We start from the raw sequence: 25857 nt of genomic DNA on the forward strand, positions 1-25857 counted from the left end.
TGACATCTGCTGTTAACTTAACGTCAATTTAACAAAAGTCTCTTCTATTATTAATCTGCGGTCAGCCAGTCAGGCTTGCGCTTCTGTAAAAATGCTTGCACCCCTTCCTTACCTTGCTCTGATGAACGGATATCAGCGATGCCTTTTACCGTAGCGGCAATCAATTCATCGGTAATGGGTGCGCCCGTGACTTCATGCAACAAACGTTTGCAGGTTTTGACCGCGTCGGGGCTGTTTTTGACCACTTTATCGCAAAACGCCGCAACGGCATCGTCAAGCGACTCTTCGCTGACGCGTTCATGGACAAAGCCCAACTGACGCGCCTTTTTAGCATCGAATACTTCTGCACTTAAAAAATAGCGCTGCGAAGCTCGTGCGCCCAATGCCTTTATCACATAAGGGCTAATCGTTGCAGGCGCTAACCCTAAACGCACTTCACTCAAGCAGAAATTGGCGATTCTCACCGCGATTGCTACATCACAAACGGCGACTAAACCCATACCACCTGCATAGACATCACCTTGTATAGCAGCTATCGTTGGCTTAGGACATTCATAAATGGTCTTAAGCATTTGCGCGAGCTTATCCGCATCGGCTAGATTCTCTTCATAGCTATAATCTGCCATCGCGCGCATCCAGTTCAGATCCGCGCCAGCACAGAAGGCTTTACCAGCAGCCGCTAAGACGATGACGCGTACTTGCTCATCATTACCAAGCGTCTTAAAAGCATGGGTCAACTCAGCAATCATTTCATCGTTAAAGGCATTACGTATCTCAGGACGATTTAATGTTACCGTAGCCACGTGCTGCTCAATATCGACCAATAGGCTTTTATAATTATTCATATAGGTTTTTCTCAATGTTTTGTGATAACTTTTGCATGTCTTTTTTTACAGATAGTTTTGCGTAATGTTCTTTTTTACTTCTAACACCGTCATTCTATCTTCGAAAAGAAATGGGTGACTGGTAGAAATTTTCGCAGCCTCTGTCGGCATAGGTACAGCACGCAAGAAAATTTTTTTTACCAGTCACGTACTGACCTTAGTAACACAGCTTTCATTTTAAACTAAAGCATTCTCTCAACGAAAATATAATACTAATCTACATTCTAAAGACACCAAAAGCTGTCTCTTCAATCGGTGCATTGTGAGCCGCACTAAGCGCTAATGCTAGTACATTACGGGTATCGGCAGGATCAATAACCCCATCATCCCAGAGACGTGCCGTTGCATAATATGGATGACCTTGCTTTTCATACATATCGAGAATTGGGGCTTTAAATGCTGCTTCGTCCTCGCTACTCCATTCCTCGCCTTTACGGTCGAAATTATCACGCTTGACGGTCGCCAGTACTGAGGCTGCTTGCTCACCGCCCATTACAGAGATACGCGCATTTGGCCACATCCATAAGAAACGTGGGCTATAAGCACGGCCGCACATGCCGTAGTTACCGGCACCGAATGAGCCGCCAACGATGACGGTAAATTTCGGCACTTTCGCGTTAGCAACCGCCATCACCATTTTGGCGCCATGACGAGCAATCCCTTCGTTTTCGTATTTTCGACCAACCATAAAACCAGTTATGTTTTGCAGGAATATCAACGGGATTTTACGCTTACAGCACAGCTCAATGAAATGTGTGCCTTTTTGCGCCGACTCACTAAACAAGATGCCATTGTTAGCGATGATGCCAACTGGCATACCTTCGATATGAGCAAAACCACAAACCAGCGTGGTACCAAAGCGTGCTTTGAATTCATCAAAGGCGCTGTCATCGACGATACGAGCGATGATTTCTTTGATATCAAATGGCTTACGCTTATCTGTTGGAATAACGCCGTATAGCTCTTTGGCATCATAGCGTGGTGGACGTGGTTTGATTTGATTCGGAATTTTCTTGGCAGGACGATTGAGATGACTGACGATATTACGCGCAATCGATAGTGCATGAGTATCGTTTTGCGCCAAATGATCGACGACTCCTGACAGACGCGTATGTACATCGCCGCCGCCTAAGTCCTCGGCAGTGACCTCTTCGCCGGTTGCTGCCTTTACGAGTGGCGGGCCACCCAAAAAGATGGTGCCTTGGTCTTTAACAATAATAGACTCATCACTCATCGCTGGTACGTATGCACCGCCCGCCGTACAGCTGCCCATGACCACGGCAATCTGTGGAATGCCTGCAGCACTCATGTTGGCTTGATTAAAAAAGATACGGCCGAAGTGCTCTTTGTCAGGGAATACGTCATCTTGGTTGGGTAAGTTAGCACCGCCTGAATCCACCAAATATACGCAAGGTAGGTTGTTTTCTTGGGCAATTTCTTGTGCACGTAGGTGTTTTTTGACCGTCATTGGGTAGTAAGTGCCGCCTTTTACCGTGGCATCATTACAGACAATCATACACTCAGTGCCGTTAATACGGCCGATACCCGCAATCACGCCAGCAGCGGGAATCTCTTCGCCATACATATCGTGCGCCGCCATCGGAGCGACTTCTAAAAATGGCGTACCGACATCAAGCAAACGCTCGACACGCTCACGAGGTAGTAGCTTACCACGTGCTAGATGCTTAGCTCGCGCACGCTCTGAACCGCCTTGAACGACTTTACGCAAGTGCACATATAGGTCATCGACTACCGCTTGCATGGCGGCACTGTTTTGCTGAAATTCAGCAGCGTTTGGACTCAGTTTACTGGTTATGATAGCGCTCATGATATCCCTTTTCTTTGATACGTAAATGCGAGTAGCTTTTTATATTATGCGAGTTATTTTAACTGGTGTTTATTTTAAGCGTTACTCACATGATTAATCCGTGATGTTTAAAACCTAAATGTTTCAGACCTAATAAGCAAGCTTACTATAAGCCTAGCTCTTCTTTCATCTGTTCGATAATTTTATATTTTTGAATTTTGCCAGTGATGGTCATCGGGTATTCGGTCACGAAGCGATAGTAGGTCGGCACTTTATAATGAGCGATATGCTCGCTACAGAACTGGCGCACTTCTTCTTCAGTCAGGCAATCTGGCTCTTTAGGAATAATCCATGCCGCAAGCACCTCACCATAACGCTCATCTGGGATGCCAACGATTTGCACATCACGAATTTTTGGATGGCGATATAAATAGTTTTCAATCTCGACAGGATAAATATTTTCACCGCCGCGAATAACCATGTCTTTACTACGACCAACGATTTTGACATAGCCATCTTCGTCCATGGTGGCCAAATCACCGGTATGCATCCAGCCATCTTGAATGGCTTCGCGGGTTTTAAAGCGGCTGCCCCAATAGCCTTTCATCACTGAGTAACCACGGGTCAGGAGCTCGCCAGTTTCGCCTAAGGGTACAATCTCACCCGTTTCAGTATCAACGACTTTTACTTCAAGCGCAGGTTGCACCAAACCAACGGTCGATACTTGCTTCTCAAGCGGCGTATGCTCATTGGTCTGGCAGGAAACGGGACTGGTCTCAGTCATGCCATAAGCAATGGTGACCTCACTCATATGCATCTTATCAATGACACGGCGCATGACTTCAATCGGACAGCTAGAGCCGGCCATAATGCCAGTACGCAAAGTCGATAAATCAAAATTTTCAAACTCAGGATGGTCAAGCTCGGCGATAAACATCGTCGGTACGCCATGCAGACCAGTACATTTCTCTTCTTCGACTGCTTGCAGGACTGATAACGGCTCAAAGCCATCGTTCGGATAAACGATACAGCCGCCATGCGTCAGAATCGCTAAATTACCGAGCACCATACCGAAGCAATGATATAAAGGTACTGGAATACACAGCCTGTCTTCTTCAGTGAGATTCATGGCCTCACCGATAAAGTAGCCGTTATTTAAGATATTGCGATGGCTTAACGTCGCGCCTTTTGGCGTCCCTGTCGTGCCACTGGTAAATTGGACGTTAATAGCATCGGTGTTTTTAAGCTGGGCTTGACGCTCGGCAACCCGTGGATCGTTGGCATCGCCTTCCGCCATCCAAGCAGAGAACTTCTGCATAAAACCAAACGCTTCATCAGAGTTTGGTTCATCAATCCAAATGATACGCTCAATGGTTGGAATCTCGACCAAATCAAGCTGAGTATAATCTTTATGATAAATCTCGGGACACAGCTCACGGATGAGACCTGCATAGTCGCTGCTTTTGAAATGGCGCATGAGCACGAGTGCTGAGCAGCCGAGTTTATTTAACGCATATTGCAGCTCAAAGGTACGATAGGCAGGATTGATATTGACGAGGATAACGCCGACTTTCGCGGTCGCTAATTGCATCAAAAGCCATTCAGCATTGTTGTGCGACCAGATACCGATGCGATCACCAATCTCAAGTCCCATCTCAATCATACTACTAGCCAGCTGATTGACATGCTGTTGTAACTCACGATACGTCCAGCGGATATTTTGATGGCGCACGACCAGTGCTTCGCGCTCTGGATATTTTGATACAATCGCATCAAAGAAATCACCAATGGTCGCTTCAATCAGCGGCACATCAGGACCTTTATCATAACTTTGGGTAAGTGGCGCATTTGCTGAGCGCGCGCCCATATTGATGCTGGGGATATTATTTAGAATGGTATCAAAATCAGGATTTTTAGTCATAACGAGTCCTTTCGTTTTACTTTATACGGTGCTAATGAGTTGCGTGTGATTAGAGCTTTTTCCGTTGTACAGCTCTTACCTAGCATGTCGCTACTATACCGTTATCAATGAAAGGCTGTCAATAATAGTAATACACTACGTATCATTTAAAAAGAATATATAAAATTAACGTATCATTGATTACCAAATGACCATTCTTTTATATGAATTACATTAGAAAAGCCAGCCTTATACCATAATAGTATAAAGCTGGCTTTTCCAGTTATTATTAATAGTACACGCTTATTCTAGGAGCAGTTCTTCTATCATTTGCTCAACAATTTTATATTTTTGAATTTTACCAGTCACGGTCATTGGATAGTCAGTCACAAAGCGAAAATAGGTCGGCACTTTATAATGAGCGATATGGTCACGACAAAATTGACGCACTTCTTCTTCGTTTAAGCTACCCGGCTCTTTTGGAATAATCCACGCCGCCAATACTTCACCATACTTTTTATCAGGAACACCAACGATTTGCACATCACGAATTTTTGGATGGCGATAGAGATAGTTCTCAACTTCTACTGGATAAATATTTTCGCCGCCACGAATGATCATATCTTTACTACGCCCAACCACAGTGATATAACCATCTTCGTCCATCATTGCCAAATCACCCGTGTACATCCAACCATCCTGAATGGCTTTTCGGGTTTTAAAGCGGCTACCCCAATAGCCTTTCATGACCGCGTAGCCGTATGTCAGTAATTCGCCTGTTTCTCCAATCGGGACGACATCACCCGTTTCGGTATCGACGATTTTGACCTCAAGCGCTGGCAGCACCATCCCTACTGTCGATACTCTCTTTTCAAGGGGCGTTTGCGAGCTGGTCTGACAAGAGGCTGGACTGGTCTCAGTCATTCCATAAGCAATCGTGACCTCGCTCATGTGCATCTTATCCATGACACGGCGCATGACCTCGATAGGACAGCTCAAGCCGCCCATAATACCCGTGCGCAAACTGGACAAATCAAAGCTATCAAATTCTGGATGATCGAGCTCCGCGATAAACATCGTCGGTACACCAAGCAAAGCGGTACATTTCTCCTCTTCGACCGTCTGCAATACCGTTAGCGGATCAAAACCATCGTTAGGATAAACCGCGCAACCACCGTGAGTTAAAATAGCTAAGTTGCTGCCCACCATGCCAAAGCAGTGATAGAGTGGCAATGGGATACACAACCTATCCTCCTCTGTCAGCCTCATTCCTTCGCCCATAAAATAGCCGTTATTTAGGATATTGCGATGCGTTAAGGTGGCGCCTTTGGGTGTGCCGGTCGTGCCACTAGTGAACTGCACACTAATAGCGTCAGTATTCTTAAGCTGGGCTTGGCGTTCCGCTACGCGAGGGTCGTTTGCATCTCCCTCTGCCATCCACGTAGAGAACTTCTGCATAAAATTAAAGTCCTCATCGCTTTCTGGTTCATCAATCCAAATAATGCGCTCGATGGTAGGAATCTCGACCAAATCAAGCTGAGTATAGTCTTTATGATAAATTTCAGGACATAGCTCGCGAATCATCTGCGTATAATCACTGGTTTTAAAATGACGCATCAATACTAAGGCCGAGCAGCCCAGTTTATTCAGCGCATATTGCAGCTCAAACGTTCGATAAGCAGGATTGATATTGACTAAGATGACGCCAATTTTTGCTGTTGCTAATTGCATCAGCAACCATTCAGCATTGTTATGCGACCAAATAGTGATACGATCACCTATCTCAAGTCCCATCTCAATCATGGCACTGGCTAACTGATTGACTTTTTCCTGTAGCTCACGGTAAGTCCAACGGATATTTTGATGGCGAGAAACCAAGGCTTCACGCTCAGGATATTTATCGACAATCGCATCAAAAAAATCTCCGATGGTCGCCTCAATTAGCGGTACATCAAGTCCTTTGTCATGGCTTTGGGTGAGTGGCGCATTCGCTGAGCGCGCACCTATATTAACTTTGGGAACATTATTGAGAATACTGTCATTAAGAATCTTGTCATTGAGAATATTGTCGAAATCGGCAAGCTGAGTCATAACGAGTCCTTTCGTTTTACGGTTGAGGTTTTTTTAGCAGTGCTATAAAAATAGACTACCAAAGTAAATGTGATATTTTTCCTTGAACAGTTTTTAACGCATCCTCTTTATCGCTATAGATTTATCACCACAGATTGTGATTAAACTAAACTAAGTTCTAACCAATAATACAGTGCTTTAAATTAAAGAATATCAATAATAATACGATATGTATCGATATTAGACTGAAGCGTTCTTAAGTCTAATATCGATACAAGAGATGTGGTACATGTGAATAAAAAAAGCCAGCGCTGCCTTAGGATGGCAACACTGACTTAACGTTAGAAGCTTTTCTTTTAACCATTACGATTTAAGTATAACGGGCGCTTTAATCGTTACTGTCGCACTGACTTCATTGTTATCATCTAACAAATTCATGATTAACTCTTCATCCGTTTCAGTAGTTATCTGCCAATTACCTGCCGCTTGCGGTACGCCAGTAACCATGACAGAGATGGCTTTATTTTTTAGACGAATCATCGGAGGCTTATGCTCATAGCCGTCGTGGTCATGACCTAAAATATCATCGGCAATGGTCGCAGCTTGCGCACGCAGCGGTGCAACATAACGACAAGCGACGCCATTGATAGACATGCAATCACCAATGGCGTAAATACTAGAAGTATTAGTACGCAACGTTGTCGCATCAACCACGATACCGGTACGTCGATTGAATTCAACGCCAGCAGCAGCAGGCAATTTATCATCAACCGTCAGCCCGGTACTGGCAATCACGTGATCGACGATTAATGGTTCGGACTGCGAAGACACTGTGTTTTGTGCATCTAATGGCTCATAGCTGACTTGTAACTTTCCAATATTGTTGCCATCACTTATTCGAATAACTTCAGTTATCTGATAGCCGCCCAAAAAGTTAATCCCTTGTGATTTGACCGCTTGAGCAATACGTGCCGTCGCTTTTGACGGTAGCATTTGTGAAAGCGGTGCATCATTTAAATCAATCAGCGTTACTTGATGACCAGCCTTGAGTAAATCCTCGGCGATTTCTGTCCCAACCATGCCCGCCCCTACAATGGCAACGTGCTGACTGCCGCTTGCTAGCTTTTCTTGCAGCTGACCAAAACGCTCAATATGATTGACGTGCCAGACCAAATCCTCAGGCAAGCTTTTTGGGAAAATAGGATGTGCGCCCATTGCCAGTACCATCTTGTCATAGCTTATCGCTGTCGATGTCTCCGACTGCGTGCTAGATGCAATCTGCAATGTTTGACTCACAGGATCAATATTTATCACATGCGTATTAGCCAGCAACGTCACTTGCGCAGCCTCTGCGGCATCACTACCTGTAGCCCGCACCAAATCGGCGGCGCTTTTCTTCTGGCTAATCGCCATCGTTAGCATTGGTTTATGATAACGATCACCATTATCAGCAGTAATTAAAGTAATCGGAATGTCTTTATCTTTAGTCCGGATCGCATCAATCACGTGCCAGCCAGCCAATCCTGCGCCAACAATGACAATACCTGCCGATGGATTGCTCGCCACTACTGATGAATTTTCTACACTCATATTAGCTCCAATATCGTTTATAAATTATTTTAATTTTTGACATATTGGCTGCTATTGTATCAGTAAACAGCCATTCACTCATATATAGTCAGTCCTATATAAATCTACTGATATGCTGTGGGCACAAAAAAAGCGCCTATTAATAGACGCTATTGATAAATATTACTTATAAAAGCTTCAAATAACAAAGTAGCTGTTTTTAGTAGCCATCTCTAATGATTGAGAATCTTTGACAAGAACATCTGCGCGCGCTCACTTTTTGCGCCTTCAAAAAACTCATCTTTACTACAGTTTTCGACGATATGACCTTCATCCATAAAGATAATCCGGTTGGCAACCTGACTGGCAAAGCCCATTTCATGGGTCACACACATCATGGTCATACCATCACGGGTCAGCTCTACCATCACATCGAGCACCTCTTGAATCATCTCTGGATCAAGCGCAGAGGTTGGCTCATCGAATAGCATGGCTACCGGATCCATCGCCAAGGCCCGCGCAATCGCCACCCGCTGCTGCTGACCGCCAGATAGCTCCGCAGGATATTTCGCGGCTTGTACCGTCAGTCCGACGCGGTCAAGATAGGCCATGGCTTTTTGTTTGGCCTCGCTCTCTTTACGACCCAATACCTTAATCTGCGCGACCGTCAGATTATCGATAATGGTCAAATGCGGAAACAGCTCAAAATGCTGGAATACCATTCCCACACTGCTACGCAGCTTAGGTAAATTAGTCTTAGGTGCGCCAACAGAGATACCATTAACGATAATTTGTCCTTTTTGGAAAGGCTCAAGTCCATTAACCGTTTTAATCAAGGTGGATTTCCCACTACCTGATGGACCACAGACCACGACGACATCGCCTTTATGGACATGAGCGGTACAGTCAGTCAGCACTTGAAAGTCGCCATACCACTTACTGACACTGTCTATTTCAATGACCATCTCATCAGTCGCATGACCATTATTTGTGACCAGTCCGCCAAAGTCATTTGTATAAGTGTCAGCACTATTTATCACTGGCTCATTCATCACTGGCTCCTAACCACATTATGTTCGGTAATCATTATTAAATAAAAGTACTTTAGTAAAAGTATCAGACTCAACCTATTCAACTAAAAAGCTTTGATTAAAACGCTTAAAACCTTAAGCGCTTTTGTAATTGCTGCACGCCGATAGAGGCGCTCAAGCTGATGATAAAGTAAATTGCTCCAGCACCTAAGATATAAGGCGTCAATAGACCCATCAACTCACCACGAACGTAAGCGGCGCGGAAAAAATCCGTCAAACCAATGGCAAAAACTAGCGTCGTATCTTGGAATAAGATAATACACTGCTGCAAAATCAGTGGCAGCATCTTGCGAAATGCTTGTGGCAAAATCACAAGGCGCATGGTCTGCCCATAAGTCATGCCCAAGGCTTTAGCGGCATTAACCTGTCCACTACCAATCGACTGGATACCAGCACGCACCACTTCTGAAAAGTAAGCGGCCTCAAACATCATAAAGGCGACGACACAAGAAGCAAAAGCGGCATCAAGCTGTAGGTACTTACCTGCTACCCAAAAATAAATCATCGGTACGGCAAAATAAAACCACAGCAGCACCAATAACAATGGTACAGAGCGGAAGTAATTAACGTATAACTTTGCTGGTATTTCAAGCGCTTTGATACCTGACAAGCGCATCAATGCCAATACCGTGCCTAAACTGATGCCACCAACAATCGCCAAAAACAGTACTTTTAAAGTCATGAGCATACCGCCCATGAGACCAGGATAAGCAGTAGCAAGTTCGGTCATCATACTCATTTCTGACTCCCTGCAATAAGCCCCGGCACACGCAGTTTGCGTTCAATAAAGCCCATAATGGCAATCAATGACAGGTTAAATACTAAATAGATAATCGTCGCATACGTATAAATCTCAATACTATTTTGCGTATACTCGCTGATGGTTTTGGTTTGGCTAATCAGCTCCATCACCCCCACTAAGGAAGCGACAGACGCGTTCTTAAAACAGTTGGTCAGCTCTGAGCTCAGCGGGGGCAAAATGATGCGGAAGGCTTGCGGTAACAGCACTTCTTTATAGACTTGTGGAATACTAAAACCCAGCGCGTAAGCGGCATTGATCTGCCCTTGGGGTAATGACTCGATACCTGTCCGTACCTGTTCGACGATACGAGCGGCGGTAAACAAACCAAGACCAATACTGGCTGAAAGCATGGCTGAAGTGTTGGGCGATAGGTCCCGATACCACCAGTCCTGTATCGCTGGTGTCAACCAGCCGGGGGCGATATAGAACCAAAAAAATAGCTGGACAAGCAAAGGAATATTACGAAAAAACGTCACATACGCCGTACCGATCGTCCGCGCGGTCTTATTGGGTAAGGTGCGCATGATACCAAAGACGGTACCGACGACCATGGCGATTGTCCAAGCAATACTACCAATCAATAGCAGCCAGCCAAGACCCGTCATCATCCAATGGATATAAAGCTCGCTACCGATACCGGTATGCTCAAAGAGCACACCCCAGTTCCAGCTATAATTCATGGTTGGCTCTCCGAGCAGCGATTGATAAGCCGACGCGCCAGATGGGTTTTACCTATGACTCTGAGCACGTCAGCAAGCTATGTGGTGGGACAAGTAACGTTATTGCGCAGTCGCAGCTTTAGGCTGAGCGCTATCATGCGGATTGGCAATCAAAGCTTTTAAGTTGTCTGACATCTCAAAGTTTAGATTGACGTTTTTCGGTGGAATTGGGTTCAAGAACCATTTGTCATAGATGCTATTAATCTCACCAGAACTATAAACATTGGCAAGCGCTTCATCGACCACAGCTTTGAACTCAGGATCATCTTTACGCATCATACAACCATAGATCTCAAACGATTGTGGCTCACCGACGATGACCCATTCATCAGGATTTTTTGCTTTGGCTTTTTCGCCAGCCAGCAAGACATCGTCCATCATAAAGGCATCCGCACGGCCGTTTTCTAGCATTAAGAAGCCTTCGCCATGATCTTTTGCTGAGATAATATTGGTATTCATTTTATTATCATCATTGTACTGACGGATGTAACGCTCTGAGGTCGTACCCGATGTGGTGACTAGGGTTTTATCCTTTAAGTCAGCAAAATCATTGATACCTGAATCTTTTTTGGTCAATAGACGAGTGCCGATTTCGAAGAAACCATTGGAGAACGCTACCTGTTTTTGGCGCTCTTCGTTGTTGGTCGTTGAGCCACATTCGAAATCTACCGTACCGTTTTGTACCAATGGGATACGGGTTTGTGAGGTGATCAGGTTATAACGAATTTTTAGATCGGGCATGTTTAACTTTTGCTTGACTGCTTCCACCACTTTCATTTCTAAATCATGGGCATAGCCGATAGGCTGATTAGGATCATCAGCGATATAGGAGAATGGAATAGAGGAGTCACGGTGACCGACGACGATAGTGCCTGAATCTTTGATTTTTTGTAGCGTACCGTTAGGATTTGCTGCCGCTTCTGTGGCGGTCGCATCGCCTGCTGCTGACTCGTCAGTGGTTTGGTTGCTATTATTACAGCCCGTTAGGGCTAATGCCATAAACGCAACCAGAGTCAACGGTTTGGAGAATAAGTAGGTCATGAGATACATCCTTTTATCACAATATTGAAAGGATACTTGAGCGACATGAAGCTTATTGATTTGACAGTATCGCCCTGCATCCGTGCAGTTGTTGCTGTTATTTATCATAATGCAACTTAATGTTACTGTACAACAAATTTGCGGGTGGTGGTAAACTTTTTTTAATGAAACGACGACTTTCATTTTTAAGTGCTATACCAAGACGCAACGATTGAATGAAAGCCAGCCATTGCAAGAAATATCGACAGATACATCGAGGTACACAATGACAGACATGTTGATAAACATCAGGTTAATTAATAATGACATTTATGCTAAATAAATGTCTTCAGACTTTAAAGCAATCGAGTAAATACGATTGATAAATCCTGAGCAATCCCCATAAAGCTAACAACTTCTTAATACTACAAATGACTTATGACCCAAGATACTCAAGTCCCAAATGTGGACAACCAAACTGCTGGCAACCCTACTGATAACGATATCCGCCAACGCTTTTTTATCGAAGACTCGCCCGTACGCGGTGACGTGGTGCGCCTATCACGCAGCTATGCGAGCACCATTGCTCAAAAGCCTTATCCTGAAGCGCTAAAACGCTTATTGGGTGAAATGCTGACAGCGGCAAGTTTGCTGATCAGTACCGTTAAAATCAATGGTCGTCTATCGATTCAACTGCAATCATCAGACAGCGATAGCCTGCTCAATTGGGCAATGGCAGAATGTGATCAAGACGGTATCATCCGCGCCCTTGCCAGCTGGAAAGGCGACACCGATGAACAAGTGCAAGCTTGGAATGATATGACCCATGCCAAAGAAGCCTTTGCTGAGTTGGGCGCGACGGGACAAGGCGTATTGTTTATCAATATCCAGCCTGATGGCGGCGAGCCGTACCAAGGTATCGTCGAGCGCAGTCATGACAACTTGGCTGACTGCTTAGCGCATTATCAAAAGCAATCTGCGCAGATTCCAACGCTGATTAACTTGGCGTCTGATGGCCTACAGGCAGGTGGTATTTTAGTACAGATGCTACCGCGTACGGCTGAGGAAACCTATGAGGTCGAGCAAAACGAAGACGCGGGCATCGATGATGATTTGTGGACACGTTTAAGTGTGCTAACTCGTACAGTAAAAGCAGAAGAATTGACCACGCTGGATGCCAACGAGATTATTTATCGCTTATATAACGAAGAAAACGTCGTAGCGCCCGATCCTGTTGCTTTGGCATTTGGTTGTACCTGCTCACGCGAGAAGTGTGAAATGGCGATTGAGCAAATCGGTGAAGCAGAAGCCTTAGAGATCGTCGAAGAGCAAGGCGGTACGTTTGAGATGGATTGCGGCTTTTGCGGTGAAGTTTATAAATTTAATAAAGACGATGTCGCAGCGGTATTTGCTGACTAGTTTTTATTACTATAAATTAGTATTTATAGTAAACCCCTCAAGTATGCTGCTTGAGGGGTTTTTGTTTAGTCTAAATCAAGGTTATATTTACAAGTTATCAAATTCAACTGTGTATAGCCAAGTTTTAGCAACACCAGTTGAAGTCTCTTTTTGATAATTCTTTGTAAAAGGATATATTAAACTTACAGCTTCATTTTCATAACGTGACATCCAAGCTAATCCTGCTCCTAATGCTTGTGGCTTAGTAGAGAGTGGACAAATATACACGTGCCTATACTTGCGTAAGCACTTATTGTCGTCTATATAATTAATTAAAGCAGAGGCTGTCTCAAATGGATCCCATGCCGGAGCAAACAATGGATCTTTAGGTTTCTCACCCATGGAGTCATAAGCCTCAACAGTGCATAAAATATTCTCTTGGTACATATCAGGTTGTAAGGAAGGAAAACCAAAAAGCATCACAACATCAGCATTTTCACTATATTGAACAGCTCTCCCTATCAAATTTTTATCGTATCCTGCTAAAATAATGATCAAATCTCTTTTATCATTAGCATTATTACTACCTTGGAAACCTGTTATTTGTCTAGTTTCATATACAGATCCCGAAGAGAATTCTGTTTTCTCCTTACTCTTGTATATACTTGGTTCGCTGTAAATAAAATCTACTGACTTAAAATTCTCGTTTTTTAAATACCTCAGTAGGAGAATTAGTTGTGGTCTCATAAATCCTGTTATATCAATACATACGCGTTGATCAATATACTGACTCAGATTTAAAGAGCTATCTAGAGATTGCAACTGTTCTAGTTCATTTTTTCCTTTTACCACTATTACATTTGAATTTGGTATTTCAGCTGTCGAAAAGTCGTACTCTGGCTGTATTAGCCAAAATTTAGACGTAGCAGTAATATCTCTGAAAACGTCTTTAACTCGGTCACTATTATTAAATGAAGATAGAAATAAGTCCCAATTAATATCGTTATTTAATTCTAATTCATCTCGATAAAAAAAAGAAAAATCCATTCTAAAAATCCAATAGCTGTTGTGTTAATACTTCAGAAATACTAGTGGTCGAGAATGGAGCATTCCTAGAGTTTTCAAATTCATTTTTAAACTTATTGAATAGCTCATCCTTAGTAGAGTCTATGAGCAGTTCAGCATTGTTAGTTGTTAGTGATAAAGATCCTCTTCTACTAATTGGAAGCCCCCATCTAGGGCAGAGCAGCCCATTTAAATGATACTTATCCGAGATATTCTGTGAATTTTTATCCTGTCGTTTATCATCGTGAGAAATAATAACTCGTATTCTCTCTGCCCACCTAATTATATTGACAAAATCAGGACTTAACTGAGACATATTAATTGAGAAACTAATTGCAGAACATTCAACTGGTTTATCTGCATACATCTCAATTCTAAATATCTCACATAGTTTATTAATAAATAATGCTACCTCTTTACCTAACTCACCTTCACTCACGCTATCATTGTAAAACCAGTCTGCAGCTTCTTTCAGAGATAATATTTGGGATTTGGCACTAATTTTAAAATTAGGATCAAACGGTTTTCTTCCAGCAAATACTTCGTACTGATATATATGCCTAAGCAAGGTAATAATATGCCTAGGAAACCCTTTAGTGATTAATAGTAAATTAGGCAAACCTACGTATTGATATGAATTATTTCCATGCTTTTCCCTCAAAATAGCGCCTATATAGTTAGTTCTGTATTTATCAAGCTTAACCTTTATATCACCTTTTCCTGTCGCTTCAAACTCATCTAAGTTTACTTTTATTTTATCAGAAACTTTTAAGAGCTCTTCTTCAGTGGGCTTGCACTTAGACCATCTTTGACTGAATAGATGAATTGCAGCCTTTTCCACGACTGGATTTTTCTCAACATATAGATTTTTTTTGATGTATTCACTACTCTCTTTTCCTAACTTTCTATTACACTTATTGACAAATTTAACTAAAGTTTTTTCAGAATAATTTTTGTCTTGTTGTACAAGATATTCTATATTAGGATTTTCAAATAGATTGAATAAATATTCTTTCCTCTTGCTAGCTAATTCTTCTTCGCTTAATTTGCTATTGACCAACAAAACATCCTCTGCGAGACCAGAAGAAACCAGTCTGTTTACTATTAATTTTATCGCAAAATTTTCATAATTGGAGTTTTCTTCTGATAATATGCTATCAAGTCGCAAAACATCGAACTCATGGCCCTCTTTATTACTCTCGTTAGACCCCATTATTTCATAAGTTTTCATACCATGTTTTCTAACACCAATACGAAAAGTTACCGGATCTTTTTTCTCTCGGATTAAAGTATTAATATATTTCTGCTGGTTAAAACTTATATTCTCTAACTCATCTGCTAGATAAAGAAAATTGACATTTTTAAAATAAGAAGAATATTTTCTTAGAGCTATTGGTATTCCAAAAATAAGATCACCATAATTAGTCAAAATTTCAACATTTATACTTGTCTTGAATAATGAATTGTTTATTTCATAGTCTATTTTCCGAGAAATTTCGTCAATACAATATTTTAACTCTACTATATTCTTAATACCTTGCATATCATCATTTTTTTGGAATATATCTATTATATCTTTACAAAACTGCATTTCATTATCGAAAAAATTATTTTCTTCTTTTAATCTGACCAATGAGTCAAGAAACAATCCTGCCAACCATAAATCAAATGAATATGAAAACAATCTATCAATCTGATCTTGTGGTATGTTTAAATTATCAAATCGGGAACCGTGTAAACTACTAGATTGAAAATAAATACCATAATACCCATCACTTTTAATACCATTTAATTCATTTTCTTTATTTCTAAGTAACTGTGCACTAGAAGAAAAATACCTCATTAGATGCGTTTTTCCGCTACCTTTACCACCAATAATGTACTTAGCTACCAAGGATTTTGCCGAAAAATACTCTAACAACCCCTTCGCCTCACTTAAATCTACCCAATTTTTATTTACTTCATCATCATTCAAATCGTTTGCTTTAATTGTAGTAAAAGGATTTTTATTCATTTCCATATTTTACCCCATTTAGCTTAATTTACTATATCTTTTGAATATTGGTTGCCACTGTTTACGTACTGACCAAAAAATAGGCAATGTATTGTTTGGAGTATTATGAGTGAATCCAAGTAATAATTGGCTATCATTATATCCCAAAGCATCAACATGATTTCTTGATATTTTTTTTCCGTAAGTTCTACTCATTTTTTCAAGATATGACTTATCAATGGAAGGGTTTACTGTAGTAGGAAAGCACCGAGAATCTGTAGAAAAACATTTAAATGTATCATTCAACTCAAAAATACATGCAACATCATTAAAGTCTACTTTTTCCTTAATTTTATTAATTGCTTCTTTTGTAGCAAATAATGCTACATACTGAATCACTGCTTCACTATTCTGAGCTTTAATCGTCTTAATAGTTTCAGCAGTACGCTTGATAACCTGTGTACCTGTACCACTCAGATCGTCTAGAAAAACATACCTATTAATTGACATATCCTGTATAGTTACGCCAACGACACCATTCTCATTGTTAGTAAAATTAAATATTTCGCTTTGATTTATAAATAATTTACTCGATAAATTATTCTCTTGTCGAAAATAATATAATAAATGTGTTCCACTTTCAGCAGGATTACCTACGCCAATAAATCTAACCTTCCTCAAACTATTCAAATATTGACTGTTGATTAATTGGAAATTATTTGAATTACTATTACTCTTTCTTATAGATTTAATTAAGGGATGCTTAACTTTATCTCTAAATACTGATTTAAGCATTTCTCTTATCTCACGATTACCGAAATACATGAAACAACTTAGCAAATACAGTGCATGTAGTTTTTGTTTGTCTATATCAGTATCAAAGTTAGTGATTGTAAAATTATCTAACCATTTATCAATATCCACATTATCAACTTTGTTCTCCCATATATTTTCTGAAAGTTTCTTTATCTTAACTGTGAGACTATCCTCAAAATTTAATTCATTCATTTTTTAAAAACCAAAATCCATTCTGAGTTCATAACACTAGAGGTTTTATTTCTTTTAGTCATTAATCCTCTAGAGTGAATATCATCAACTAAGACTAACTCGGTTGAGAAACCAACTTTCTCTGCTATTAGTTGAATATACTTTTGTGTTTCAAAATCGAGACCACAAACCTTATTATTTCCCATTACTATTACACAATAACAATTTTTATTAAGAACATTATACATCTCTCTTATCGATAGCTCCATCTCGATAATATAGTTACCATTTATATGTGCTCTTAAAGGGTTTATAGTCCATATCGACTGGAGCATTTCATCTATTATTCGGATTCCAGTATTCGCTAAGGATTTATATTCACCCTTACTATAGTGCTCTCTACCAATATTTAACTTTTCAAAATCACGTAAATTTTTATCTTCACAAAAACCAAGCCAACCTAGGCTTAGAGAAGAGGAGCGAATATATTTCTGTGCACCAGCATAAGGCGGTGATGTTATAATAAAATCTACTTTTTCTTTATCAAAAACTTCGGATTTTGATAGGTTCTTCGCGTCACTACTAATAATTTTAGCTTTATGCAAAATAGATTTCTCATAAAGCTTTTCCATTCTTAGAATATTATTTCTTACTTGCCTCCTAAATACTGAAAACACATCAATGCTTTCTAACAGTTTCAGTTTTTCCCTGAGTTTTTCTTGCATCTCTACTGATTTATATTTATCTGGATTTATTCTTACTGGAACATTCATGTTTTGGTCAGAATAACTACATTTTTTTATAATCGATGAGAAAGTTACCAAAAAGAAATCTCTTACCTCTTGCGACTCTATTTTTTCGATTGCTTTTAATAAACGTGATAGATCATGTTGTGTTCCTTTGGAAAACCATAGATCAACGTTTACAACATTACGTAAGTCGTATTTTCTATATCGCCTTGCATTAGTTATAATTTTTTCAGTTACACTTAAAAGTAATTCTGGATTTAAAGATGTAGTTTTCACCTTACTAATCAGGGTAGCTAAGGGGTTAGCATCACAACCGTAAGCATTGTAATTATGTAGTATGGCCTCTAATAAAACTGTACCCGACCCACAGAATGGATCTAAAACTATTCTGTTTGTACCATTAAGCATTCGTTTAGAGTTTAAGAAAAATATAGGAATGTGCTTAATCAATTTAGCTGGATATGGATGTATATAATGTGTGTAGGAATCAGCATATGGTACCCAATATACTAACTTCCTGAAATCAACTTGAATTGGGGTTTTATCTTCAGAATATGCTTCTATCAACTTATCAAGAATATAGTCAATATACGTTGGAATGTCGGCACTTTCTAAACAAGAGTCTTCAATCAAACAATCAGCATCAATAACTTTCATATAACTATCAAACACTCTCTTTTACTTATCTGGTTAGGTTATTAATAATGTTAGCCAGTGTTTTAGAAAATCGACTTTAACTAAAACACATAATATCATATTAGTTAAGCGACTTGAGGTATTACTATAGCTCTGAATAAACATCTTATTACAGAAACTTAAGTTCTCATTAACACTTAAGATACTATCAGAGCTCACAATGAATTGAAAAATAAAATTCCCTACACCGCCACAGCCAAACTTCTAGGATAAGAATATATGCGCGTTCTACCAGCATAATCGCTTTTTCCATTATCAAGCAACCATTCAACGACTTGCTCACGCACCCTTCTACTATGAATTAAGTTCATATGATTGACGCCATAAAACACCGCTTTATGACCATCTGGGACAAATAACGCATGCTCGGCATCATCCTCGCCTAGCGCTGATGCGACCGATACCAAGCTATCGCCAAGTAAATCTGTCATCTTTGAATCATAATGAGTCTCGACCAAGGCACTAGCGACAAAATATGTTTTGATACCACTTGGCAGCCGTGCAGGATGGCGGAAATCTTGTGGTAGCACGCTACGACCTTCTAGAGACTTCCAATCAGCATCCCGAATGCTACCATGACGCAGATCAATAATACCGGCACTTCGCATATCGCCTAACTTGGCAAGTGAGCCTGCAAAGGGTAGCTTGGCGATAATATCTTGGACGTGGTTGCCGATGCGCTCAAGGACAGCCCCATGATGCGGCGAGCCTAACGTGATAAGATTGCCCACCCGTTTGACCCAATCCAAGCGTTCTTGCTGACCATAAAACAGTGCACTACGAGCGACCAAGCCGCCCATACTGTGCCCGACCAGATCTATCTGACTGATGTTTGGATTGTTATCCACTAAGTCTTTTAGCAATTGCGAAAATTTACGACCACTGCGTGAGATGCGTCGGCCAGTATTATAGTCCAGCAACAGCACAGTAGTGTCTGGCTGGGTGTTCTTGATGGCATCATCGATACCATTACCTTCTCGCGATTGCCAGCTCAAGTGGCTCATACACAAACCATGACACAAAATGGTGACACGCCCTGATAGCGCGTCACGTTGCAGATTGCCGTCTCTGTCGTATAGCACCATCGGCACCGCAAGCGCATTACCATTATTCACGAGGTGATCGCCCATGACACCATTGAGGACATTGACCAGCTTTTTTAACGAATCTGGTAGTGGTCGCGCACTTTTTTGACTAATGATGTTTTTGTAGATACGCAGCACCGATGCGAGATTATTGCCCACCATCAGCATGATATGGCGTATCGTGCCATAGATGCGTCCGGTGATACCACGTTGCCAATTGTTAACATTGCCTTCGTTAAAACGCCCCAAAGGACGCAAGATAACTTCGCGGTGGATGGCTTCTACAATCTCAGTGACCTCAACCACCCCCATCGTCGCCAGCTGTGCTAAGCCCTCAAAAAAATCAGCCAACGAGATAGGCTCACGCGACGTTGTCGCATTATTATCATCTGCCAATAGTTTGACCAACTCATCGACATCGATGGCTTCAAGCTGGTCTATTTGCTCGTACAAATCACCATGCAGCGGCATGCTATCGTCTGAGACGAAATGCGCCTCAAGTTCATGGCGGTTGCGGGCATCGCTGTTAGCGCTATCAGGGATAACACTATCAGCATAAGATAAATTTGGACGATTCATAATATTGAAATATTCAGCAAAGGAGATAGTTTTACATATTATCCTTTAAATGAGCTAAATAGAAGGGAATGATTTGCCTTTCGAGTATGTTTGTTGGTAAATAACTTAATAATTTTATAGAGATAGGCCTTAGACGATGTCATTGGTCTCATAAAACAAAAAAATCCCAAGCCATTACTTGGGATTTTTTTGACTGATTAATTTTTTATAAATCTGCCATATAGTGTTAATTGCTTATATAAATGACTCGGCCAGTATGACATCGCCATCCTCGCGCGTAATCATAACTGTAGCTGAGCGTGGTGTCTTGCCGCCAGCGATGGCGCCCCAAGTATTACCAGGATGCTGAATATTGATAAATAACGTTTTGAAGTCTGGGGTCATGGTAATACCCGTCACTTCGCAGCCTTCGGGACCAACGAAAAAACGTTTGATATTATCATCACTAGCAAGCATGCCGACTGGCGTTTGTTGACCAGCCGAGGTGGTGGTAAGCGCACCATCACTCACCTTGCCCGGTAGCGCCGCCAGTAACATGCAGTTCGTGGTATCGGTATAAGCGCCGTCATCGGTCTGAATCCACAACACGCCACGTGGGTCAAAGTATAAGCCATCTGGCGAAGACAAATCATTGCTGGCATTTAACTGCGATAAGTTTTCTGCGGACAAACCACTAGGCGCAGCAAACAGATAAATATCCCATTCAAAGGTCGTTGCCGCATGATCGCCGCCCGCTTCTGCCCAGCGGATGATATGCCCATTGTCATTGCCACGTGCTTTGCCACCTGCTTCATAGCTGCGCGGATTGGACGCTGAAACGGGCTGGTCGTCACGCTCGCCGCGATATTTATTATTGGTCAAGGTCACGTACACCTCGCCAGTCATGGGGCTGACTGACACCCATTCAGGTCGATCCATCTTGGTTGCACCTAGCGCGTCAGCAGCAGCACGGGCAAAGATTAAAACCTCATCCTGTCCATTAAAAGGCAAGTCGCGATTAGAAGCGTCCAGTCCATTTTGACCATGAATCAGTGCCTTCCATTCGCCTCGACCATTTTCATTAAAGGTCGCGACGTAGAGCGTGCCCTCATTCATATACTTGTCGCCAGCTTTTAGGCCGCCACCGATATCAGTATTTGACCATGTGGCTTTGGAGACGAATTTATAGATATACTCACCGCGTGCATCATCGCCCATATAAAAGACCACGGGCTTGCCTTGCTCAACAGGCGCGTAGGCACAGTTTTCATGCGCGAAACGCCCTAGTGCGGTACGCTTTTGTGGTACGGATTGCGGCTCAAATGGGTCGATTTCTGTGATATAACCAAAGGTATTAAAGCCATTACGATAATCATCGGCAGCGCTTGCTCCAACGGCAGTCATGTCCCAACGTGAGAATTCGTCAGGGATTTTGGCGTCTTTGGCCTCAGGTGTGTGCCATAAATATTCAAAGCCAGCAAAGTTCTCTGTTGCCCCATAGCGCTTACGACCATAGTTATGTTCAGCACTCAATTGACTGGCATCTTGTCCACGCGCGAATACCCCTAGGAAGTTCTCTTCGGTGGTCAGATACGTGCCCCAAGGTGACAGCCCTGCACCACAATTATTATTGATGCCGCGAGTCTGAAAACCGGTCGGGTCAAATTTGGTCTTAACCAAATCAGAACCAGCAACAGGCCCCGCCAATTGCGTCGTGGTACTACTGGTAATACGGCGATTGTATTTTGAATCAGTCACCATCTCATAGCCTATCCCATTGGCGCGTCGACTCATCTCAACCACCGCAACGCCATGGCAATTAACCTCTCGGCGTACATCGCTCGCGAGGCGACGGTTCTGGAATATCGGCGCAGCATCATTATCTTGAGTCACATAGTAGCCAAACGGGCTAAGCTCGCTACTATTCACGTACTCATGGTTCATGACCAGCAGACCATTGTCTGACGCTTTGGCATCATATGCGCCGCCTTTTTTGCCAAAGAACCACATACCATCATGGTTGTCACCCATGCGCCATTCGAACGACTCGGCAGACTGCTCACGATTGTCTTTCCAATCATCGATACCAGACATGAGCGGCGTACCCAGTGGTAATATCATCTCCGCTTTGTAGCCTTCAGCCACGCTCATCGTTTCGGCAGTCGAATGCGCTACTGCGGTAAACTTCAAGGCTTCCGGACGCTTAAGATCGCCCTGTGCAGGAATAGCAGCATTGTTGCCTGCGCTATTATTGATGGTATTGCTGTCATCGTCGTCACTACAGCCGACCAACGGCAGCGCACCAAAAAAAGCAGCAGCCGTCAATCCCGTGCCACCTTTTAAGATACTGCGGCGGTTCAAGCGGCGGCTAATAATGGTTTGAAAGTCAATATTATTAGTAGGATTAGAGTCTTCAACAACTTCATGGGCAAGCAGTTGCTTATTATTCAATACGGTCATTATCAGTCACCTTGCTGTTGGCTGGATTGGCATAAAAAGGCTCGTTGCGGCGGTATTTTGTCCGCCACAACAATACGAATTACGCTTAAGTCTACCGAGCATTTATGACAGTACGTTGAAAGCCAGATGACAGTTTGATGACAATATTTCTGATAAAGAATGGCTGATGGACAGCTTTTATAGACACTGATAAAACAAAAACCCCAAGCGTTAACTTGGGATTTTTGATACTTCATACTTGAGACTAATTTTAGCAAGTTTATTGTACTTGCGCCTGCCATTCATGTGCGCCCAACTTTAGCATGAGCTTATCACCTGCATGCAATATCCCAACGCCGCTTGGCGTACCAGTCATGATGACATCGCCTGCTTGTAAGCTAAACGCATGACTGATATTGGCCAATAATTCATAAACCGGAAACAACATCAAAGCGCTCTCGCCATCTTGCTTAAGCGTGTCATTGATGGTCAGTTGGTAGTGCACATCGGTAAAGTCACCGAACGCTTGCGGATCGAGCCAGTCAGCGAGTACACAAGCACCGTCGAAACACTTGGCACGCTCCCATGGATGACCTTTTTCTTTTAACTCAGTTTGCAAGTCACGCAAGGTCAAATCTAGTCCTAAGGTCACGCCACCAATCGCCTGCTGAGCTTGCCCAATGGTCGCAGCCGACAGGTCAGCTGACAGCTGAACGCATAGCTCTGCTTCGTAATGGGTCTCACCAAATACTTCTGGATTTGGGCGGATAACGCCTTGACGAATAGAGACCACCGCAGAGGCGGGTTTCATAAATAGCATGGGCGCGGCTGGCACCTCATTACCCAATTCGTGAGCATGAGCGGCATAGTTACGACCGACGCAGACGACCTTTCCGATGGGTGCGCGTAAGCTCTGATTGGCACTCGCAGCGCCGTCATCATCATTGACATTTGCGGCAATGGCATCGACTAGTGACATATGTGGTGATTGGCTCATACTAGATTCTCACAGCAAAATTATGGAAATTTTTATTGGCAAATTTAGCATTATCCAATATGACTTTAGCGATAAATCACTTTAATAATAAATCATTAAGGAATCGTATTGGTCATCACATCTGGTGGCACATAGCTGGCATGACGGTTCATTCTTTTTTCAAACAGTCTAAAGCTAAATAAGATCACCCACGATAACAACAAATAGACGATACCGGCTGCAAAGAACAATTCCATCAAGGTATAAGTACGGGCACTAATCGTACGAGCAACGCCCGTGATATCCATCAAAGCAATGGTTGACGCCAGAGCGCTGCCCTTTAGCATAAAGATAACTTCGTTACTGTAAGCGGGAATCACAATGCCAAAAGCACGCGGTAAGGTAATACGAGTCAGCTTCTGCCATTTTGACATCCCAATCGCATCAGCAGCTTCGAGCTCGCCCACGGGAATGTTTTGAATCGCGCCGCGAATGATTTCTGCCAAATAAGCGCTGGTATTGAGCGTGAAGGCAATGATGGCACACCAATAGGCTTGGCTCAGCACTGGCTCCCATAAGAATGAATCACGTACCGCTTCGAACTGACCAAGACCATAATAAATCAAAAATATCTGCACCAGTAGTGGCGTGCCACGGAAAAAGAAGATATATAAAAAGGGCAGTATCTGTACCACCCAATTTTTAGACAGTCGTAACAGCGCTAAAATCAGACCAAAGAACAGTCCTATAATACCTGAGATGACCACAAGCTGAACGGTCAAAACCGCGCCGCCTAGTAAGTCAGGGATATGCTCAAAAATAACCTGCCAATTCCAATCCATAGTATCTCTCCTCTATCCTATGGTCGATTGACGTTGAACGGATTGACGACTCAGCTTTTTAGCATAGCGCGCCGCTGGGTTGGCACGCCATTCAAGCCACATCATAAAACCCGTAATCAGCACGGTTAAACCCAGATAGATAATCGCCGCCGCCATATAAAAAGTAAACGGCTGCTGTGTTGACTGCGCCGCGCGCGAAGACTGATACATGATATCTTTGAGACCAACCACCGATACCAATGCCGTGTCCTTGAGCAACACCAAGAATAGATTGCCCAATCCGGGCAGCGCAATCTGCCATACTTGCGGTAGGGTAATACGATAAAAGGTCTGAAAAGGACGCATGCCTATCGCTTGCGCCGCCTCACGTTGGCCTATCGGAATCTCTTGAATCGACATGCGAAAAATTTCAGTCGCATAGGCACCAAAAGCAATCGACAACGCCATGACGCCGCCCCAAAAAGCACTAATTTCGACATAGTCGTTATAGCCGAACTTTTTGAGAATGCTCATCAGCAGTATAGAACCGCCATAATAGATGAACAGCACCAAGAGCAGCTCAGGAATCCCGCGCATCGTGGCGGTATAAACAGTCGCAAGCTTACGTAGCAGCCAGATATTTGACAGCTTAGCTGTGGCACCGAGCAGACCTAAAAACATGCCGATGACTAAACTGGTCATGGCAAGTTGTATGGTGACGGTAGCGCCGCTTAATAGAAGCGCGCCAAATCCTTGTAAATCAAACACAATTATCCACTCAGTCTCTTTATATTAGCAATATTAGCAAAATATGAGTTAAAAGAATCAGCATCAATAGCTGAGCGCTGCCTATAACCGTATTTTATATCAAATTGATACGGACAATCTGTTTAATAGCACGACAACAGATTAATACCATCATAGAAGCGGTAATTGACACAGTAGAAATGAGCGCCGATTTTATCATATTCGCTCGCCGCTATGTTAATACTGACACGTAAAAGCGCGCCCTAAATCGCCACTTATCTCTACAAAAAGAAAATAAATAAGCAAGATTTGACCAAAGTTGACCCTCAATATTGATTCAATCAGCAAGATGTCATCGAAGCGTTCAAATTATTACACAAAAGGTTATAAGGCATTCTATAAAACAATAAAAAAGGACATCACCATTATAGTAATGTCCTCGTTATTAATACTAAAGTTTCAAACCTTACGATAATATTTA

19 protein-coding genes are annotated in these 25857 nt (G+C 42.3%); 1 reads left to right on the forward strand and 18 read right to left on the reverse strand.

From position 1 onward, the window contains the following. Window positions 1-50: 50 nt before the first annotated feature. The 9 genes from AAEY80_RS01130 to AAEY80_RS01170 form a co-directional block, all read right to left on the reverse strand. Window positions 51-845, reverse strand: a complete 795-nt coding sequence (locus AAEY80_RS01130) for an enoyl-CoA hydratase/isomerase family protein (protein ID WP_201577494.1) — start codon at window positions 843-845, stop codon at window positions 51-53. A gap of 256 nt (window positions 846-1101) precedes the next feature. Then, window positions 1102-2712, reverse strand: a complete 1611-nt coding sequence (locus AAEY80_RS01135; protein ID WP_201577492.1) for a carboxyl transferase domain-containing protein — start codon at window positions 2710-2712, stop codon at window positions 1102-1104. Between the two features lie 145 nt (window positions 2713-2857). Next, a complete protein-coding gene (locus AAEY80_RS01140; protein WP_201565801.1) occupies window positions 2858-4612 on the reverse strand; it encodes an AMP-binding protein in 1755 nt (584 codons plus the stop codon). A gap of 282 nt (window positions 4613-4894) precedes the next feature. Beyond that, a complete protein-coding gene (locus tag AAEY80_RS01145) occupies window positions 4895-6682 on the reverse strand; it encodes an AMP-binding protein (RefSeq protein ID WP_350587767.1) in 1788 nt (595 codons plus the stop codon). A gap of 342 nt (window positions 6683-7024) precedes the next feature. Further along, on the reverse strand, window positions 7025-8251 hold the full coding sequence (locus tag AAEY80_RS01150) for an FAD-dependent oxidoreductase (protein WP_350587768.1): 1227 nt from the start codon (window positions 8249-8251) through the stop codon (window positions 7025-7027). A 212-nt stretch (window positions 8252-8463) separates the two neighbouring features. Beyond that, entirely contained in the window at window positions 8464-9195 is a 732-nt protein-coding gene (locus AAEY80_RS01155) for an amino acid ABC transporter ATP-binding protein (RefSeq protein ID WP_173239201.1), read from the reverse strand. 193 nt (window positions 9196-9388) lie between these two features. Continuing rightward, window positions 9389-10060, reverse strand: coding sequence for an ABC transporter permease subunit (locus tag AAEY80_RS01160; protein ID WP_101211769.1), 672 nt, complete (start codon window positions 10058-10060; stop codon window positions 9389-9391). Then, a complete protein-coding gene (locus AAEY80_RS01165) occupies window positions 10057-10803 on the reverse strand; it encodes an amino acid ABC transporter permease (RefSeq protein ID WP_025651659.1) in 747 nt (248 codons plus the stop codon). The genes AAEY80_RS01160 and AAEY80_RS01165 overlap by 4 nt, the downstream gene beginning before the upstream one ends. Window positions 10804-10902: 99 nt before the next feature. After that, window positions 10903-11883 (reverse strand): glutamate/aspartate ABC transporter substrate-binding protein, encoded by a 981-nt coding sequence (locus AAEY80_RS01170; RefSeq protein WP_272487607.1) that lies wholly within the window; start codon window positions 11881-11883, stop codon window positions 10903-10905. A 417-nt stretch (window positions 11884-12300) separates the two neighbouring features. On the opposite strand from AAEY80_RS01170, the gene hslO reads away from it, so the two are divergent. Next, on the forward strand, window positions 12301-13281 hold the full coding sequence (gene hslO, locus AAEY80_RS01175; protein WP_025651661.1) for an Hsp33 family molecular chaperone HslO: 981 nt from the start codon (window positions 12301-12303) through the stop codon (window positions 13279-13281). A gap of 87 nt (window positions 13282-13368) precedes the next feature. Here the strand turns inward: hslO and AAEY80_RS01180 are convergent, their stop codons facing one another. The 9 genes from AAEY80_RS01180 to AAEY80_RS01220 form a co-directional block, all read right to left on the reverse strand. Next, entirely contained in the window at window positions 13369-14307 is a 939-nt protein-coding gene (locus AAEY80_RS01180; RefSeq protein ID WP_201565793.1) for a hypothetical protein, read from the reverse strand. 1 nt (window position 14308) lies between these two features. Further along, a complete protein-coding gene (locus AAEY80_RS01185) occupies window positions 14309-16345 on the reverse strand; it encodes an ORC-CDC6 family AAA ATPase (protein WP_201617239.1) in 2037 nt (678 codons plus the stop codon). 12 nt (window positions 16346-16357) lie between these two features. After that, on the reverse strand, window positions 16358-17326 hold the full coding sequence (locus tag AAEY80_RS01190; protein ID WP_201565789.1) for a phosphoribosyltransferase-like protein: 969 nt from the start codon (window positions 17324-17326) through the stop codon (window positions 16358-16360). Continuing rightward, window positions 17323-18711: a DNA methyltransferase gene (locus tag AAEY80_RS01195; RefSeq protein ID WP_201565787.1), complete on the reverse strand. Its 1389-nt coding sequence runs from the start codon at window positions 18709-18711 to the stop codon at window positions 17323-17325. Before AAEY80_RS01195 ends, AAEY80_RS01190 begins: the two co-directional genes overlap by 4 nt. Before the next feature lie 221 nt (window positions 18712-18932). Further along, window positions 18933-20414 carry an alpha/beta fold hydrolase gene (locus AAEY80_RS01200; protein WP_350587769.1) on the reverse strand — a complete coding sequence of 494 codons (1482 nt, stop codon included), beginning with the start codon at window positions 20412-20414 and terminating at the stop codon, window positions 18933-18935. 234 nt (window positions 20415-20648) lie between these two features. Continuing rightward, window positions 20649-22853 (reverse strand): PhoX family protein, encoded by a 2205-nt coding sequence (locus AAEY80_RS01205; RefSeq protein ID WP_350587770.1) that lies wholly within the window; start codon window positions 22851-22853, stop codon window positions 20649-20651. Window positions 22854-23112: 259 nt separating this feature from the next. Then, window positions 23113-23829 carry a fumarylacetoacetate hydrolase family protein gene (locus AAEY80_RS01210; RefSeq protein WP_227523234.1) on the reverse strand — a complete coding sequence of 239 codons (717 nt, stop codon included), beginning with the start codon at window positions 23827-23829 and terminating at the stop codon, window positions 23113-23115. A gap of 95 nt (window positions 23830-23924) precedes the next feature. Beyond that, window positions 23925-24650 (reverse strand): ABC transporter permease, encoded by a 726-nt coding sequence (locus AAEY80_RS01215; RefSeq protein WP_025651665.1) that lies wholly within the window; start codon window positions 24648-24650, stop codon window positions 23925-23927. A gap of 12 nt (window positions 24651-24662) precedes the next feature. Further along, window positions 24663-25397 carry an ABC transporter permease gene (locus tag AAEY80_RS01220; protein WP_025651666.1) on the reverse strand — a complete coding sequence of 245 codons (735 nt, stop codon included), beginning with the start codon at window positions 25395-25397 and terminating at the stop codon, window positions 24663-24665. Window positions 25398-25857: the final 460 nt, after the last annotated feature.

The organism is Psychrobacter sp. 78a-MNA-CIBAN-0178, from assembly GCF_040309625.1.
Taxonomy (GTDB): Bacteria; Pseudomonadota; Gammaproteobacteria; order Pseudomonadales; family Moraxellaceae; genus Psychrobacter; species Psychrobacter okhotskensis.

What these genes read in the sequence shown, in the direction of transcription:
- AAEY80_RS01130 (WP_201577494.1), bottom strand. Translation starts at nt 845, where the DNA reads ATGAATAATTATAAAAGCCTATTGGTCGATATTGAGCAGCACGTGGCT.
- AAEY80_RS01135 (WP_201577492.1), bottom strand. Translation starts at nt 2,712, where the DNA reads ATGAGCGCTATCATAACCAGTAAACTGAGTCCAAACGCTGCTGAATTT.
- AAEY80_RS01140 (WP_201565801.1), bottom strand. Translation starts at nt 4,612, where the DNA reads ATGACTAAAAATCCTGATTTTGATACCATTCTAAATAATATCCCCAGC.
- AAEY80_RS01145 (WP_350587767.1), bottom strand. Translation starts at nt 6,682, where the DNA reads ATGACTCAGCTTGCCGATTTCGACAATATTCTCAATGACAAGATTCTT.
- AAEY80_RS01150 (WP_350587768.1), bottom strand. Translation starts at nt 8,251, where the DNA reads ATGAGTGTAGAAAATTCATCAGTAGTGGCGAGCAATCCATCGGCAGGT.
- AAEY80_RS01155 (WP_173239201.1), bottom strand. Translation starts at nt 9,195, where the DNA reads ATGGTCATTGAAATAGACAGTGTCAGTAAGTGGTATGGCGACTTTCAA.
- AAEY80_RS01160 (WP_101211769.1), bottom strand. Translation starts at nt 10,060, where the DNA reads ATGAGTATGATGACCGAACTTGCTACTGCTTATCCTGGTCTCATGGGC.
- AAEY80_RS01165 (WP_025651659.1), bottom strand. Translation starts at nt 10,803, where the DNA reads ATGAATTATAGCTGGAACTGGGGTGTGCTCTTTGAGCATACCGGTATC.
- AAEY80_RS01170 (WP_272487607.1), bottom strand. Translation starts at nt 11,883, where the DNA reads ATGACCTACTTATTCTCCAAACCGTTGACTCTGGTTGCGTTTATGGCA.
- hslO (WP_025651661.1), top strand. Translation starts at nt 12,301, where the DNA reads ATGACCCAAGATACTCAAGTCCCAAATGTGGACAACCAAACTGCTGGC.
- AAEY80_RS01180 (WP_201565793.1), bottom strand. Translation starts at nt 14,307, where the DNA reads ATGGATTTTTCTTTTTTTTATCGAGATGAATTAGAATTAAATAACGAT.
- AAEY80_RS01185 (WP_201617239.1), bottom strand. Translation starts at nt 16,345, where the DNA reads ATGGAAATGAATAAAAATCCTTTTACTACAATTAAAGCAAACGATTTG.
- AAEY80_RS01190 (WP_201565789.1), bottom strand. Translation starts at nt 17,326, where the DNA reads ATGAATGAATTAAATTTTGAGGATAGTCTCACAGTTAAGATAAAGAAA.
- AAEY80_RS01195 (WP_201565787.1), bottom strand. Translation starts at nt 18,711, where the DNA reads ATGAAAGTTATTGATGCTGATTGTTTGATTGAAGACTCTTGTTTAGAA.
- AAEY80_RS01200 (WP_350587769.1), bottom strand. Translation starts at nt 20,414, where the DNA reads ATGAATCGTCCAAATTTATCTTATGCTGATAGTGTTATCCCTGATAGC.
- AAEY80_RS01205 (WP_350587770.1), bottom strand. Translation starts at nt 22,853, where the DNA reads ATGACCGTATTGAATAATAAGCAACTGCTTGCCCATGAAGTTGTTGAA.
- AAEY80_RS01210 (WP_227523234.1), bottom strand. Translation starts at nt 23,829, where the DNA reads ATGAGCCAATCACCACATATGTCACTAGTCGATGCCATTGCCGCAAAT.
- AAEY80_RS01215 (WP_025651665.1), bottom strand. Translation starts at nt 24,650, where the DNA reads ATGGATTGGAATTGGCAGGTTATTTTTGAGCATATCCCTGACTTACTA.